Origin of the sequence: Nocardioides bruguierae (assembly GCF_023656415.1) — a bacterium.
Classification (GTDB): domain Bacteria; phylum Actinomycetota; class Actinomycetes; order Propionibacteriales; family Nocardioidaceae; genus Nocardioides; species Nocardioides bruguierae.
Genome location: NZ_JAMOIL010000013.1, coordinates 59,273 through 74,384, shown reverse-complemented (window position 1 = coordinate 74,384; position 15,112 = coordinate 59,273). Strand labels below are relative to the sequence as shown.

The following is a 15,112-nucleotide window of genomic DNA, read 5'->3' as shown; positions in this document are numbered from 1 at the left end:
CACCGGTGCGAGAAGCACCCTGAGCGTGAGATTCCACAGGTGAGTGAGATTTTTCCACAGGGCGAGAGTGGTCAGGGGCCCGACGAGGTCGGTGCCGAGCAAGCGACGGAGGCCGACGTTTCACGTGAAACGCCCACCGGCTACCGCGTGAGGACCGCAGCCGACATGGCCGGCTACGACGTCGCCATGGCGGACGAGGACACGCCCCTCGCCCGCGCCGCGGAGAGCACGCTGCTCGCCCGAGGGCAGGCGGGCTCGCGGCCCCCGGTCGAACGGCCTCGCGGGACGCGCGTCGTGGTGATCGCGAACCAGAAGGGCGGCGTCGGCAAGACCACGTCGTCGGTGAACCTGGCCGCGTCCCTGGCTCAGCTCGGACAGCGGGTGCTGGTCATCGACCTCGACCCGCAGGGCAACGCCTCCACCGCCCTGAACGTGGACCACCGTCGGGGCACGCCCTCGACGTACGACATGCTCGTGGACGGTGTCCCCCTCGAGGAAGTCGTCACCCAGAGCCCGGAGCACGACCTCCTGTGGGTCTGCCCGGCCACGATCGACCTGGCGGGCGCGGAGATCGAGCTCGTGTCGGTCGTCGCGCGCGAGAGCCGTCTGCGCAAGGCGATCCAGGCGCACCCCTGGGTGGGCGGCGCGGAGGCGGGCGAGGACCGGTACGACTACGTCATCGTCGACTGCCCGCCGTCGCTGGGCCTGCTCACGTTGAACGCCCTGGTCGCCGGCGAGGAGATGCTCATCCCCATCCAGGCGGAGTACTACGCCCTGGAGGGGCTCGGTCAGCTGCTGGAGACCGTCGAGCTGGTGCGAGCGAACCTCAACCAGCACCTGAGGATCTCCGCCATCCTCATCACCATGTACGACGCACGCACGCGCCTGAGCTCCGGTGTCGCCGACGAGGTCCGGGCACACTTCGGCGACCAGGTGCTCGGCACGACGATCCCCCGCTCCGTCCGCGTCTCCGAGGCACCCTCCTACGCGCAGACCGTCATGACCTACGACCCGGCCTCTCCGGGCGCGCTCTCCTACCTGGAGGCGGCTCGCGAGTTCGCGTTCCGCGGGGTCGAGCGATGAGCGGCGGTCAGCGCCCAGGCACGCGTCGTGGCCTGGGTCGGGGCCTCGGATCACTCATCCCGACCGCACCGCCTGCCGCGGAGGATGCCGGCCAGCACGACGCGTCGGGTGCGACCAGCTCTCCTGTAGCAGGTCGGACCGCGGCGGACTCGTCCTCCCGGTCGGCATCCGGCGAGTCCGGGTCCCCCGACACGACGTCGCTGGCGCCGGTCGAGGGTGCGTACTTCGCCGAGCTCCCGGTGGAGCGCATCCGGCCGAACGCCCACCAGCCGCGCCAGGTCTTCGACGAGGACGCGATGGCCGAGCTGGTGCACTCGCTGCGCGAGATCGGGCTGCTCCAGCCCGTCGTCGTCCGCGACGCTGGTGACGGGTACGAGCTGGTCATGGGCGAGCGGCGGTGGCGGGCGGCGCAGGAGGCGGGCCTGGAGGTCATCCCGGCGATCGTCCGGCAGACCGACGACACCGCCATGCTGCGGGACGCGCTCCTGGAGAACCTGCACCGCTCGCAGCTCAACCCGCTGGAGGAGGCGTCGGCCTACGCCCAGCTGCTCGAGGACTTCGGATGCACCCACGAGGAGCTGGCGCAGCAGATCGGTCGGTCGCGCCCGCAGATCAGCAACACCCTGCGCCTGCTGCGGCTGAGCCCCGCGGTGCAGCGACGGGTGGCGGCCGGCGTCCTGTCGGCGGGGCACGCCCGCTCTTTGCTCGCGGTGGGCGACGCGGACTCCCAGGACCGGCTGGCCCAGCGCGTGGTCGCCGAGGGCATCAGCGTGCGCGGCCTAGAGGAGATCGTGGCGCTGGGATCCGGCGACGAGGACGCCCCGCGCCGCACGGCTCGACGCAAGCCGCAGGCACCTGGCCTCACGGAGATCGCCGACCGGCTGAGCGACCGGTTCGAGACCCGGGTCAAGGTCGACCTCGGCAAGCACAAGGGCAAGATCACCGTGGAGTTCGCCTCGATGGAGGACCTGCAGCGCATCCTCGGCATCCTGGACACCGACCAGGAGTCCACAGATCCATCCAGCAACTAAGAGACAAGACGATAAGTCGACAAAGCAGTTTGTCGGCCTAGCGACAGGAAAGGGGCCCGATCCGTGCGGATCGGGCCCCTTCCAGCGTCCTGGGAGTTCGTCAGGAAGCGATCTGAGCGCTACTTCTTCGCGCGCTTGGCCGCGCGACGGGCTGCTCTCTCTCTCTTCTCCGCCTGGTCGAGCTTCTCCGCCTCGTCCGGCGTGGGTGCGGAGCCCCCGAGACGTGCCGGCAGCCACCAGGAACCCGGAGGCTGCTCGTCGGCCGGGTAGGCCGCGATCGCGTCCTCGAGCATCTGCGCCATGGCCGCGTGCAGGGCGGCGCGGTCGGCGTCGTGGTCCCCGGTCGTGGCGATCGGCTCGCCCACGCGGATCGCGATGGTCTTGCCCCGGGAGAAGTCCTTCGGGTGACCCTTGGTCATCATCCGCTGCGTGCCCCACAGGATGACGGGGACGATCGGGACACCGGCGGCGGCGGCGATCCGCACCACGCCGCTCTTGAACTCCTTCAGCTCGAAGGAGCGCGAGATGGTGGCCTCGGGGAAGATGCCCACGGCCTCGCCCTTGCGCAGGTAGTCGACGGCCTTGAGGTAGGAGCCCTGCCCCTCGGCGCGGTCGACCTCGATGTGGTGGAAGGAGCGCATGAGGGGCCCGCCGACCGGGTGGTCGAAGATCTCGCGCTTCGCCATGAACCGCACGAGGCGCCCGGAGGGGTTGGCCCCCAGGCCGCCGTAGACGAAGTCCACGTAGCCGATGTGGTTGTAGGCCAGCATGACGCCGCCCTCCCGGGGCACGTTCTCCGTGCCGGTCATCTGGAACCGCTGACCCAGCAGCCTGAACGCCGTCTTGGCGGCGACGATGATCGCGGGGTAGGTGATGTCACGCATGCGGTGACTCTCCCACATCCGCGGGAACCCGCGCGGGCACCCCGACGACCGCGGGCGGGCCCGGGACGACCTCAGGACAGGTCGACGCTCGGGTTGTCGTACCCGGTGGAGAGGCCTGGGGCGGAGATGGTGGCGCCGAACATCGTGCGCAGCTCCAGCTCCGCCTCGACCACGCCGGCGAGCCGCCGGACGCCCTCGCGGATCCGTTCCGGCGTGGGGTAGCAGAAGGAGAGCCGCATCGAGCGGGAGCCGAAGCCGTCGGCGAAGAACGCGGTGCCGGGCACGTAGGCCACGCGTGCGGTCACGGCGCGCGGGAGCATGGCCTTGGCGTCCACCCCGTCGGGCAGCGTGAGCCACACGTAGAACCCGCCGTCCGGGACGTTCCAGTGGGTCCCGGCCGGCATGAGGTCGGCGAGGCTGGAGATCATCGCGTCCCGACGCTCGCGGTACATCTCGCGGAACTGCTTGATCTGGCCCTGCCAGTCGTGGTTGGAGAGGTAGGCCGAGACCGCCATCTGCGAGAACTGCGGCGGGCACAGCGTCGCGGACTCCTGCGCGAGCACCATCTTCTCGCGCACCGGCGGCGGGCAGAGCGCCCAGCCGACCCGGAAGCCCGGCGCGAAGGTCTTCGAGAAGGAGCCCAGGTAGATGACGTTGTCCGGGTCGTCGGCCCGCATGGCCCGCATGGGGGCCTCGTCGAAGCCGAGGAGGCCGTAGGGGTTGTCCTCCAGGACGAGGACGCCCTCGCGGCGGCAGATCTCGATGATCCGCGTGCGACGCTCCGCGCTCAGCGTCACGCCGGCCGGGTTGTGGAAGTTGGGGATCGTGTAGAGGAACTTGATCTTGCGCCCGGCGCGCTTGCAGGAGGCGATGGCCTGCTCGAGGGCCTCGGGCACCAGCCCCTGGGCGTCCATCTCGGCGTGCACCACGTCGGCCTGGTACGCGCGGAAGACGCCGAGGGCTCCCACGTAGGACGGCGCCTCGCAGATCACCACGTCGCCCGGGTCGCAGAAGATGCGGGTCACCAGGTCGACGGCCTGCTGCGAGCCCACGGTCACCACGACGTCGTCCGGGTGCGCCTCGATGCCCTCCAGGCGCATCACGTCGGTGATCTGCTCGCGCAGGAACGGGACGCCCTGGCCGGAGCCGTACTGCATCGCCACGGCACCGTGCTCGGCGACCAGGTTGCCGATGGCGTCGCCCACGACGTCGAGCGGCAGGCCGGAGATGTTCGGCATGCCGCCGGCGAGGGAGACCACCTCCGGGCGGGAGGCCACGGCGAAGAGCGCACGGATCTCGGACGCCGTCATCCCGCTGGTGCGGGCGGCGTACCGGTCGACGAACGAGTCGAGGCGGGTGCTGGTGCGGGCAGGCGTGGACTCCATGGTCCCCCTAGCATGAAGGATGAGGCCCGCCATCGCACGCGCCGGTCAGGTGCTGGTCAGTCGCGGCCCACACGGAGGTGGCACGTGGCACGACGAGGAGTCCCGCTCACGCTGGACCGGTTGGAGGCCACCGGCTCGCCCTGCGCCCGGTGCCTGTTCTGGGAGCTCGACCCGGTGCGTCGCGACCGGGTTGCCGAGGACGAGCGGGCCGAGGAGAAGCAGGCGCTCGTCTCCGAGCGCCTCCGGGAGTGGGGCTCCTGCGGGAGGGTGCTGCTGGTCGACGGCGTCGAGGTGGCCCACGTGCTCTACGCCCCGGCCGGGCACCTGCCGGGCGCCGGCGCCTTCCCGACGGCTCCCGCGGGCGAGGACGCGGTGCTCCTGGCCGGCCTCTGGGTGCACCCCGACCACCGCGGCGGGGGACTCGGGCGGATGCTCGTGCAGCAGGCGGCCCGCGACCTCGTCGGTCGTGGCGTGCGGGCCCTGGAGGCGTTCGGCTCGCACGGCAGCGCGCCGGGCTGCGCGGCGCCGGCGGAGTTCCTGGCCCGGGTGGGCTTCCGCACCGTGCGACCGCACCCGGTCGCGCCGCGGATGCGGATGGACCTGCGCACCGCGCTGACCTGGCGCGAGGAGGTGGAGGCGGCACTGGGCAGGCTCGCCGGGGTCGTGCGCCCGGCTCCGGCCCCGGCTCCGGAACGGCGCGTCCCCGCCGTCCGCAGGGACGACGGGGACGCGGACTGAGCGCGGCCCTCCGGGGAGGGCGGGGACTCAGATGAACTCGGCGAGCTCCTTGAGCAGCACGGCCTTGGGGCGGGCACCCACGATGGACTTCACGACCTCGCCCTTGGAGTAGACGTTGATGGTCGGGATGCCGGTGACGCGGTAGGAGGCCGGGGTGACCGGGTTCTCGTCCACGTTCATCTTGAGGAAGGTGACCTTGTCGCCGTGCTCGCCGTTCAGCTCCTCCAGGATCGGGGAGACCTGGCGGCACGGGCCGCACCACTCGGCCCAGAAGTCGACGAGGACGGGCTTCTCGGACAGGAGGACCGAGGTGTCGAACTCGGCGTCGGTGACTGCATCCATCTTGGCCACGAGGATGTCCCTTTCTGGTCTGGTCGCGCAGCGGTGTGCGCCTGGGCGACGCTGCTCACGCGGCGTCGGATGTGGGTTCAACACGGTCGGGGCCCTCGATTGTTCCGCCGCGACCGCCGGGGGGGAAGCCCCTGGTGGGGACCCCGGTGCGGGTCTCAGACCCCCAGCTCGGCCTCGGCGCGGGCCTCGGCGTCGGCGGGGGACGTGGCGGTGGTCTCGAGCTCGGCGAGGAAGCGCTCGGCGTCCAGGGCCGCGGAGCAGCCCGTGCCGGCCGCGGTGATCGCCTGGCGGTAGTGGTGGTCGACGAGGTCGCCGCAGGCGAAGACGCCGGCGAGGTTGGTCGCGGTAGAGGGGTGCTTGACCAGGACGTAGCCCTCGCTGTCGAGGTCGACCTGGCCCTTCAGCAGCTCGCTGCGCGGGTCGTGGCCGATGGCGACGAAGAGGCCGGTGGCGTCCAGGTCGCGGGTCTGGCCGGTGACGGTGTCGGTCAGCGTGATGCCGGAGACCTTGTCCTCGCCGTGGATGTCGCTGACGGCCGAGTTCCAGACGATCTCGAGCTTGGGGTCGTTGAAGGCCCGCTCCTGCATGATCTTGGAGGCGCGGAGCTCGTCGCGACGCACGATCATGGAGACCTTCGAGGCGAAGCGCGTGAGGAAGGTGGCCTCCTCGACGGCGGAGTCGCCGCCGCCGACGACGGCGATGTGCTGGTCGCGGAAGAAGAAGCCGTCGCAGGTCGCGCACCAGGAGACGCCGCGGCCCGAGAGGGTGTTCTCCTTCTCCAGGCCGAGCTTCCGGTAGCCGGAGCCGGTGGCGAGGATGACGGAGTGCGCCAGGTGGGTGTCGGTGGCGGTCTTGACGACCTTCACGTCACCGGTGAGGTCGACCTCGACCACGTCGTCGGCCACCAACTCGGCGCCGAAGCGCTCGGCCTGGGCACGCATCTCGTCCATCAGGGCCGGGCCCATGATGCCGTCGCGGAAGCCGGGGAAGTTCTCGACCTCGGTGGTGTTCATGAGTGCGCCACCGGCGGTGACGGAGCCCTCGAAGACCAGCGGGCTCAGGTTCGCGCGGGCCGCGTAGACGGCTGCGGTGTACCCGGACGGACCCGAGCCGATGATGATGACGTTGCGGACAGCCGTGTCCTGCGCGGCCGTCTCCTGCTCGTTCAGGGTCATGCCTGGATCGCTCCTCGTTCCAGCCCCCGTGGGGCTCTCGACGACCGGGGGACTCGTCCCTCGCCGGTCGGTGCCTCTGATGCTCGGTGCATCGTTGCGAACGCATCGTAGGCGAGCGCCATTCCCCCACCCCGGTCCGCGGTGCCGGGGGTGGACGTCACGCTCAGCGGCCGGTGAGGGTGGCGGAGCGCAGGACGTCGCCGGACCCGCACTGGAGCACGTCGACCACCTGCGTCTCGCCCTCCGACGGGCGGTAGGCGAGGACGGCGGCGCGGCCGTCGTACTCGACGGCCAGGAGTCGGCCCCGGCCCCAGTCGGCGGGCGTGCAGGCCTGCCAGTCGGCGCCGAGCCCGGCGCCGGCCGCCGCGGTGCCCTCGCCGGCGCGCAGGCGCGAGCGCAGGTGGCGCGCGTCGTCCGCGAACGCGGCCTCGGAGACGGGCTGGAGGGTGCCGTCGAGCGAGAGGACCTGCTTCACCGGCACCTGCAGCCGGCCCGACTGGTCGGAGCCGGACTGGTCGGAGAAGGTGTCGTTCCCGCTCTCGGCGGCGCCGCCGCCGTCGTCCTCGCTGGTGCGGCCGGCGGAGGAGTCCGCGGCGTCGCCCTGCGTGAGGGAGGAGGCCGCCGACGAGGCGGAGTCGTTGCCCGAGGTGCCGCCCGACAGGTACTGGATCCCGTTGCCGACGCCGACGCCGAGCACCACGACCGCGGCAGCACCGGCGAGCAGCCGGACGACCCGGCGGCGGCGCACCGCGGCCAGCTCCACGACGGACGCGGGCGAGGCGGGGCCGGGCACGTCCTCCCCGGCCTCGAGCCGGGCCAGCACGTCGTCCAGCCGGGAGGCGACCTCGGTGGGGGTGCCCTCGTCCTCGCGGACGCCGGCGAGGAGCGCGCGCACCTGGTCGTCGCGCTCGCGCGAGTTCGGGGTGGTCACGGGGCTCCTCTCGAGGTGATGGTCAGCCGGGGTGGTCAGCGGGGTGGTCAGCGGGGTGGTCAGCGGGGTGGTCAGCGGGGTGGTCAGAAGGGGGGGTCAGGCGGTGGGTGGGCCGCGTGGCTCCACGGGTGGGACGGCCCGCCGCCCCTCGGGGTTCCCCGGCGGGGGCGTGACGGGTGTCTCGGCGTCCTCGAGCAGGTCGGCCAGGAGCACGGCGAGGCGGGCGCGCCCGCGGGAGCAGCGCGACTTCACGGTGCCCACGGCGCAGCGCAGGATGTCGGCGGCCTCGGCCACGGAGTGGCCCTCCATGTCCACGAGGACGAGGGCGGCCCGCTGCTCCAGGGGCAGCTCGGCGAGCGCCTCGAGCACCGCCCGTCGCGTCTCGCCGCGCACGACCTCCGCGGCCGGGTCCGGCGACGGCGGCCCGTCGGCACCGCGGGGGCCGTACTCCTCCAGGTGCACGGGCAGGACGTCGGGCAGCGGCTCGGCCCGGCGGACCTGCTGGGCGCGGAGCCGGTCGAGGCAGGCGTTGACGACGACGCGGTGCAGCCAGGTGGTGACGGCGGCCCGGCCCTGGTAGCTGCCGGCGCGGCGGTAGGCGGCCACCATGCCGTCCTGGAGGCCGTCCGCGGCGTCCTCGGGGTTGCCGCAGGTGCGCAGGGCGACGGCCCACAGGCGGTCGCGGTGCCGGCGGAACAGCTCGCCGAAGGCCCCGGGCTCGCCGGCCACGTGGCGACGCACGAGCTCCTTGTCGTCGAGCTCCTCGAGGTGGACGTCGCCGGGCGCGTCCGGGTGGCTCACGAGCCGTCCTCGGCCGCCAGCACGGTGATCTCGCGGACCTCGCCGCGGAAGCCGCCGTCGACGCTGGGCAGCGAGGTGAGCCACAGGGTGAGGTAGCGGCCCTGTGCCCCGTCCAGGTCGACGGTGACGTCGGTGCCGGCCCGGCCGCGCGAGGCGACCGGCTCCAGGCCGTCGACGGCGGCGGGGTCGGTGGTGACCTCGTCGTCGGTCAGGTAGAGCGAGAAGCCGGTGGGACGGCCCCGCAGCTGCACCCGGACGCTGTCGAGGCTCGTCACGTCCTGGAGGTCGACCACGAGGCCCACGCCGGTCTTGAGGCCCGACGGCCCCAGGTCCTGGATGTAGGTGGAGGTGACCCAGGAGGTGGAGGCGTCGCCGTCGACCGCGTTCGGCGCGAGCTCCGGGTTCTCCTCGGGCGGGTCGGCCAGGGGGTCCAGGTCCGTGGCGGTCAGCCCGGTCAGGGGCGTGGGCTCGGCGGAGGCGGAGGTGCCGTCGGTCGCCGAGGCCGAGGTCTCCTGCGTGGTCGGCTCGGCGCCGAGCGGGGTGCGGCCCCGACCGACGTTCCACGCCACGGTGAGCGCGACGAAGAGCCCCAGCAGCACGAGCAGGACGGCGGCGACCGTGAGGGTCCGCCGACCCGGGCTGCGCGGCGGCGGGACGTCCTCGTCCTCGGGCGGGAGCATCGGCGGCACCGTGCCGGTGCCCGTCTCCCACGGCCAATACTCGGGGTCCGGCTCGGGGCCGGTGGGCGCGGGGTGGCGGGTGCGGCGGGCGGGCCCACCGTCCTCGGGGTCGGGAGCGAACAGGGGGCGCGCGGGCACGGGCGCCAGCGGCTCGGGGGGCGGGCCGGGCGCGGGGCGGTGGTGGCCCTGGCCGCCCGTCTCCTCGCCCGTTTCCTCGCCCGCGGCGGCCGCCGGCTGCGGCGGGAGGGTGGCCACGGTGGCGGGCCCCAGGTCGGGCTCGTCCTCGGCCGGGTCGTCCGCCTCGTCCCCGGGAGTGCTCTCGGCGTCGTCGGCGTCGGCGTCGGCGTCGTCGGGGACCTCGCCGCTCGCGGGCGGGACGTCGCCGAAGAGGGGGTCGTCCGCGGCCGGGACAGCGGCGTGCTCGGCGGTCGCGGCCTCGCCCTGGCCCCCGCTGAGGTCCTCGCCCGGGTCGTCGGGCTGGTCGTCGGGCTGGTCGTCGGGCTGGTCGTCGGGCTGGTCGTCGCTGTCCCCGACGGCCGCCGCGTGCGCTCCGGCGGCCACAGCAGCAGCCCCGGCCCCAGCAGCAGCCCCGGCGGCCGCGACCGCGCCCGTGTCGCCGGTGTCCTCGGAGTCGTCGGAGGGGGCGCTCAGGTCCGCGGGTGGCGTCCAGGCCTGGGTGGGCTGCTCGACGGCGGTCTCGCGCACGGAGAAGTCCGGCACGGCGGGCAGGGAGACGCGGGGCTCGGGGGTCACCAGCCGGCCGATGATGGAGCGCCGCAGGCCGGTGTCGTCGCCGACGAAGTCCTCCAGCTCCTCCACCACGTCTTCGGCGCTGCGGGCCTCGTCCCCGTCGGGGTTGAGCAGGGCGTCGCAGAGGCTGTCGAGGGGTCGCGGGATGCCGGCGCGGACCTGCCGCGGGCGCAGCACCCGGTCGTGGTCGCGGGGCGCTGCGGGCACGGACGAGGAGGAGGGGCCGCCCCAGCGGGCGGTGAGCCCGGCGTAGAGCAGGCCGGCCAGGTCGGCGAGGTCGTCCTCGGTGGAGCCGGCGCCGCGGCCGTGCAGCGCCGCGTCGACGCACCAGCCGATGATCCGCACCGAGCCGGAGGAGTCGACCAGCACGCTCTCGGGCACCAGGCGCCCGTGCGGCACCCCGGCGCGGTGCGCGGTGCGGGTGGCCCGGGCGACCTCGCCGGCCAGCCAGGCGGCCTGGCGCGGCGGCAGCGGGCCGCCGGCGGAGAGCATCGTGTCCAGCGACGTGCCGCTGCCCCACTCGTTGACCACGAAGCAGAGGCCGTCGGCGCGGGCGGCGTCGAGCACCCGCAGGATGTGGGGGTCGAGCACGGTGGCCGAGCGTCGGGCAGCGTCGAGCAGCGCGTCGGCGCGGTCGTCGTCCTCGCTGATGACGTGCACCGCGACCTGTCGCTCCAGCACCCGGTCGTGCGCCCGCCAGAACCGACCGCCCCTGCTCTCGCTGAGCAGGTCCACGAGGCGGTACCGCCCGACCAGCTCGTCGCCGGGGCGGTTGGACAGGGGCACGCTGCGCTCCGTTCGCCGTGGGGGTGGTCGCGGGCTGCGACCGGTACCTCCGTGCACGGCACCGGTCACGTGGGCCTCATCGTAGGCCCGGTGGGGCCACCGTACGAGGTGGGCAGGGCGCGTGGCGGGTCAACGCCGGAGCTTGGCGAGCACCCGGCCGACGCCGACCGTGTCGAGCACCTCGGCGACCTCGCGCAGGCGGGTGAGGCGAGCCAGCACCAGGTACACCACGACGGCGGCGACACCCACGGCGGCCAGCTCGGCCAGGGCCGCCAGCTTGTCGGGCAGCCGGTCGTCCAGCCCCACGCCGACGAGGCGTGCCACGCCCCACCCGACGCCCGCGGTCACCGCGCTGAGCAGCACCAGGTGCAGGCCGTAGCCGACGAGCCGTCGTCCACCCAGGCCGCCCAGGCGTCGCCCGAGGACGACGAAGGAGACCGCGGAGCCCGCGGCGTACGCGCAGGCGTAGGCGATGGCGAGCGAGGGCGCGGTGGCCTCGACGCCGGTGGCGCTCACCAGGGCGACGGCGACGGCGACGTTGACCGCGCCGACGACGCACTGGATCCAGAACACGGTCCGCGTCATCTCGAGTGCGTAGAACCCGCGCAGGACGAGGTAGTGCAGCGTGAACAGCGCGATGCCCGGCCCGAACACGGCGATCGTGGGCACGTAGTTCTCCACGGTGCCCTCCGCGGCGCCCCAGCCCAGCAGCACCCGGGCGAGCGGGTCGGCCAGCGCCGGCAGCAGGAACGCGAACGGCACGATGATCGCCAGGGACGTGCGCATCACCGAGGAGAGGACGTCGGCGACGCCGGCGCGGTCGCCGTCCTCCGCCCGGGCCGAGAGCCGGGGCAGCACGGCCGTGGCCAGCGAGACCGTCACCACCGAGTGCGGCACCATCACGATGAGGAAGGCCGCGGAGTACACCGAGTACCCCGTGCCCTCCGTCGTGCCGCCGGCCGTGCCGGACGTCGCCAGCCGCACCACCACGGTGTACGCCGCCTGGTTGACGATGACGAAGCCGACGGTCCAGATGCCGAGGCGCAGGGTGTGGCCGAGGCCGGAGCCGCGGAAGTCGAAGCGCGGACGCCAGGTGAAGCCCGCCGCCCGCAGGTAGGGCAGGAGCACCAGCAGCTGGACGGCGATGCCGAGGGTCGACCCGACGCCCAGCAGCACCTCCTGACCGGTGCTGTAGCCGCCCACCTGCTCGGCCTCGTCCGCGGCGCCGAAGACCACCAGGTAGGTGAGCAGCACCGCCACCGAGACCACGTTGTTGGCGATCGGGGCCCACATCATCGGCCCGAACCGGCCGCGGGCGTTGAGCACCTGACCGACCAGCACGAACATGCCGTAGAAGAAGACCTGGGGCAGGCAGTAGCGCGCCAGGTCGACGGTCGCCTCGGTCACGGCGGGGGGCCAGTCCGGGTCCGAGTACAGCGCCACCACCCACGGCGCGGCCACCACCAGGGCCACGGTCACCGCGCCCAGGAACAGCACGGCCAGCGTCATGATCCGGTTGGTGTAGGCCTCGCCCCGGTCCGCGTCGTTCTTCATCGCCCGCACCAGCTGCGGCACGAGCACGGCGTTGAACACGCCGCCGGCCAGCAGGATGTAGAGCATGTTCGGCACGGTGTTCGCCACGTTGAACGCGTCGGCGTGCGCCAGGTTGCCCAGGGCCGCGGCGAGCAGCACCGAGCGGATCAGGCCGGAGAGCCGGGAGAACGTCGTGCCGGCGGCCATCACCGCCGAGCTGGAGAGGAGCGAGCGGCGATCCTGGTCGCGGGTCGGCTCCTGTGGGTCGCTCATGCGTGTCCGTCCTGCTGGTCCTGCTGGTCCTGGTCCGCGTGGTCCGTACCGGCCGGGGCGGCCCCGGCCGTGCGCGCCTCGCGGGCGGTGGCCCGGGCACGGCGGACGCGGCGGAACAGGCGGCCCGCGATCGCGCCGAAGAGCAGCACGACGCCCGAGCCCATCACCAGCCAGATGACGTCGCTGACGGCCGCGGCCCGCACCGGCACCGTGACCGTGGCGCCCGTGGGGGTGCCGGCCGCGTCGACCAGCACCAGCCGCACGGCGTGCACGCCCTGGGTGACCGCGGTGGCGTCGAGCAGGATCGTCGCCGAGCCACCGGCGGCCACGGTCACCGCGTCGGGCTGGTCGACGGCGAGGTCGGCGTCGGTCGACGCCGTGACCTGCACGGTGACCGCCTCGTCCAACGTGTTCTCCACGGTGGCCGAGAACCTGCCCGTGGCGCTGGAGAGGGTCACGCCCGGTGGCGCGCTGATGGTGACGCCGCCGATGCTGCTGCGCAGCCCGACGGTGCTGGCGAAGGCGGCGCGGCTGATGGCGGTCTGTCGGCGGCGCCAGCCGTAACCGAGGTCGGTGAGCGCCTCGTCCAGGACGTCGGAGCCCACCTGGTCGTTGTAGGTCAGCAGGTCCTGGAGCCCGGCGCCGGCGGCCGCCAGCCGCTGGGCGTAGGTGAAGACGCCGGCCTCGATCTGGGCGGACGCGGCGGCGCGGCCGTAGACCAGCGCGTTGCGCCGCAGCGCGGTGCCGCCGCCGCCCGCGGTGGCCTCGGTGAGGGCGTCGGGGTCGGTCCAGGAGAGGTCGAGCTGGGCGAGGAACGTGTCCGGGTCCTCCGGGGTGAACCACGCGGGCAGCACGACGACCAGCGGCTGCACGGCGTCGCTGTCCTCCCCGGCGACCGTCGCGGAGCGCACGGCCGCCTCGGAGAGCAGCCGCTGGCGCAGCGAGAGGGTGGAGGGCCGGTCGTCGGAGTCGGGGCCGCCGTCCAGCACCGCCGAGGCGCTGAGCACCACCCGGTTGCCGGCGACCGAGACGGTGGTGGGCGCGACGCCGTCGGTGCGCAGGCCCTCGTCGCGCACCGCGTCGTCGGTCAGCAGCACGGTCTCGCGGTTGCCGAGCAGTCGCAGGGCGCGGCCCGAGAGGTAGCCGCCGGGGGGCGCCACCACCGGCATCGTCCGGGTGGTGGTGCCGGCCAGCAGGTTGCCGGCGCGGAAGCGGGCGGCGTCGAACCAGTCCTGCCCCGTCGTGGGGACGTAGGAGGCGGCGGTGCGGGCCGCCGGCTCGTCGGTCGGCTCGTCGGTGGCGTCCTCGTCGGGCTCCACCGTCACCGTCTCCCCGGGCTGGGGGGTGCCGGTGGCGCTGGAGGAAGAGCTGGCGGAGGCGGAGGCGGAGGCAGAGGGGGACGCCGAGGCCGAGGGGGACGCCGAGGCCGAGGGGTCGGCCGTGGTGCTCTGCCGCGGGTCGGCGACGGTCCGGTTGCCGGGTCGTCCGCGCAGGGCGGCGGCCGCCACGTCCAGGTCGCCGTAGGGCAGCGACAGGAACTCCTGCCCTTGGTCGGCGAGCACCTGGAGCCGGGCGAGGTAGTCGGCCGCGGCGTCGGCGGCGGCCTGGGTGGCCGCGTCCAGCTCGGGCTCCTCCTCCTCGGGCGCGCTGTCCTCGTCGGAGGGGGAGGCGGTGCCCGAGGGCTCCTCCTGGGCGACGTCGTCCTCGTCCGTGGGCTGCGGCTGCGCGGGGGTGGGGCTCGCGGAGGCGTCCGGGCTCGCCGTCGCGTCGTCCAGCTCCTCGGGGGTGAGGGTGGGGGCGGTCGAGCGCGGAGGGTTGCCGGCGGCGAGGCGGGTGAGGGCGTCGGTGACGGCCGGGTCGACCACCCAGGTCACGCCGCTGGAGCCGGCCCCCTCGGCCATCCGTAGCAGCCGGCCGAGGCGGCCGTCCGGGTCCAGCGAGCTGGTCCAGGTGTCGAGCCGGGCCACGGAGCCGTCGGTCTCGTAGCGGACGCGGCGGCGCAGCTGGAGCACGACGGCCACCGGCACCGAGGCGGTGTCGTCGACCACGCGTGGCAGGAAGGTGCGCACCCGGCCGTCGGCCACGTCGTCGCGACCGACGTCGTCCTGGCCCAGGGCGTGCACCCCGAACCAGTAGACGCCCTGGCCGGTCAGCGCGAGGCGGCGCACGGGCACCCGGAAGGAGTAGGAGGCGGTGTCGCCCGGGTCGAGCCGGTCGATCACCTGGTACGGCCCCTGGCTGGCCTCCCGCTCGCCGACGACCTCGTCGAGCGCGGTCTCCGAGGCCGCGGCCAGGCCGGAGGCGGTCGTGATCGGCTCGGTGCCCACGAACGGGTAGAGGTTGATCGTCGTCCAGGTGACGTCGTCGGTGTTCGTGATCGTGCCGGAGACCCGCACCGACCCGCGGGCCGGGATCTGCGGGGAGACCTCGTCGAGGGTGAGGGTGAGCGGCTCGGCGGCCTCGTCGGCCGCGGCGACGCCCAGCACGGGCAGGACGGTGAGGGCCAGCACCAGCCCGACGAGCAGCCTCACCACCCGCTGCGCGTCCGGACGTCGCCCTGCCGGACGTCGCCGGTCGGGGCGCCCGGGCAGGGGCGCGACGACGGGTCCGGGCAGGCGAGGCACGTGCGCAGGATAGAGGGGCGGGCACGCCCTGACGCCCAGCCCCGCCAGGCGGGGAGAGGATCGTCACCCGGGACGGAGGACGGGCCC

Annotated in this window: 12 protein-coding genes; 3 read left to right on the top strand and 9 right to left on the bottom strand. The window is 74.0% G+C overall.

What is annotated here, in order from left to right; genetic code table 11:
* Positions 1 to 147: 147 nt before the first annotated feature.
* Positions 148 to 1,083, top strand: a complete 936-nt coding sequence (locus tag M8330_RS11805; protein ID WP_250827485.1) for a ParA family protein — start codon at positions 148 to 150, stop codon at positions 1,081 to 1,083.
* The gene (locus tag M8330_RS11800; RefSeq protein WP_250827484.1) at positions 1,080 to 2,114 is read left to right on the top strand and encodes a ParB/RepB/Spo0J family partition protein; all 1,035 of its coding nucleotides are present in this window, start codon (positions 1,080 to 1,082) and stop codon (positions 2,112 to 2,114) included. The genes M8330_RS11805 and M8330_RS11800 overlap by 4 nt, the downstream gene beginning before the upstream one ends.
* Before the next feature lie 119 nt (positions 2,115 to 2,233).
* Here the strand turns inward: M8330_RS11800 and M8330_RS11795 are convergent, their stop codons facing one another.
* A complete protein-coding gene (locus M8330_RS11795) occupies positions 2,234 to 2,998 on the bottom strand; it encodes a lysophospholipid acyltransferase family protein (RefSeq protein WP_250827483.1) in 765 nt (254 codons plus the stop codon).
* Between the two features lie 71 nt (positions 2,999 to 3,069).
* Positions 3,070 to 4,383 carry an aminotransferase-like domain-containing protein gene (locus M8330_RS11790; protein WP_250055866.1) on the bottom strand — a complete coding sequence of 438 codons (1,314 nt, stop codon included), beginning with the start codon at positions 4,381 to 4,383 and terminating at the stop codon, positions 3,070 to 3,072.
* Positions 4,384 to 4,467: 84 nt separating this feature from the next.
* Here M8330_RS11790 and M8330_RS11785 point away from each other — a divergent pair, with 84 nt between their 5' ends.
* On the top strand, positions 4,468 to 5,121 hold the full coding sequence (locus tag M8330_RS11785; protein WP_250827482.1) for a GNAT family N-acetyltransferase: 654 nt from the start codon (positions 4,468 to 4,470) through the stop codon (positions 5,119 to 5,121).
* Between the two features lie 27 nt (positions 5,122 to 5,148).
* On the opposite strand, the gene trxA is transcribed toward M8330_RS11785, so the two are convergent.
* The 7 genes from trxA to M8330_RS11750 all read right to left on the bottom strand — a co-directional run bounded on the left by trxA (position 5,149) and on the right by M8330_RS11750 (position 15,025).
* A complete protein-coding gene (trxA, locus tag M8330_RS11780) occupies positions 5,149 to 5,463 on the bottom strand; it encodes a thioredoxin (RefSeq protein WP_250055902.1) in 315 nt (104 codons plus the stop codon).
* A gap of 164 nt (positions 5,464 to 5,627) precedes the next feature.
* Entirely contained in the window at positions 5,628 to 6,647 is a 1,020-nt protein-coding gene (trxB, locus tag M8330_RS11775) for a thioredoxin-disulfide reductase (protein WP_250827481.1), read from the bottom strand.
* A 163-nt stretch (positions 6,648 to 6,810) separates the two neighbouring features.
* Positions 6,811 to 7,578, bottom strand: coding sequence for a hypothetical protein (locus M8330_RS11770; protein WP_250827480.1), 768 nt, complete (start codon positions 7,576 to 7,578; stop codon positions 6,811 to 6,813).
* A 96-nt stretch (positions 7,579 to 7,674) separates the two neighbouring features.
* Positions 7,675 to 8,379 carry an RNA polymerase sigma factor SigM gene (gene sigM / locus M8330_RS11765; RefSeq protein ID WP_250827479.1) on the bottom strand — a complete coding sequence of 235 codons (705 nt, stop codon included), beginning with the start codon at positions 8,377 to 8,379 and terminating at the stop codon, positions 7,675 to 7,677.
* On the bottom strand, positions 8,376 to 10,595 hold the full coding sequence (locus M8330_RS11760) for a protein kinase family protein (protein ID WP_250827478.1): 2,220 nt from the start codon (positions 10,593 to 10,595) through the stop codon (positions 8,376 to 8,378). The genes sigM and M8330_RS11760 overlap by 4 nt, the downstream gene beginning before the upstream one ends.
* A 129-nt stretch (positions 10,596 to 10,724) precedes the next feature.
* Positions 10,725 to 12,401, bottom strand: a complete 1,677-nt coding sequence (murJ, locus tag M8330_RS11755) for a murein biosynthesis integral membrane protein MurJ (RefSeq protein WP_250827477.1) — start codon at positions 12,399 to 12,401, stop codon at positions 10,725 to 10,727.
* A complete protein-coding gene (locus M8330_RS11750) occupies positions 12,398 to 15,025 on the bottom strand; it encodes a DUF6049 family protein (RefSeq protein ID WP_250827476.1) in 2,628 nt (875 codons plus the stop codon). Before M8330_RS11750 ends, murJ begins: the two co-directional genes overlap by 4 nt.
* Positions 15,026 to 15,112 lie beyond the last annotated feature (87 nt).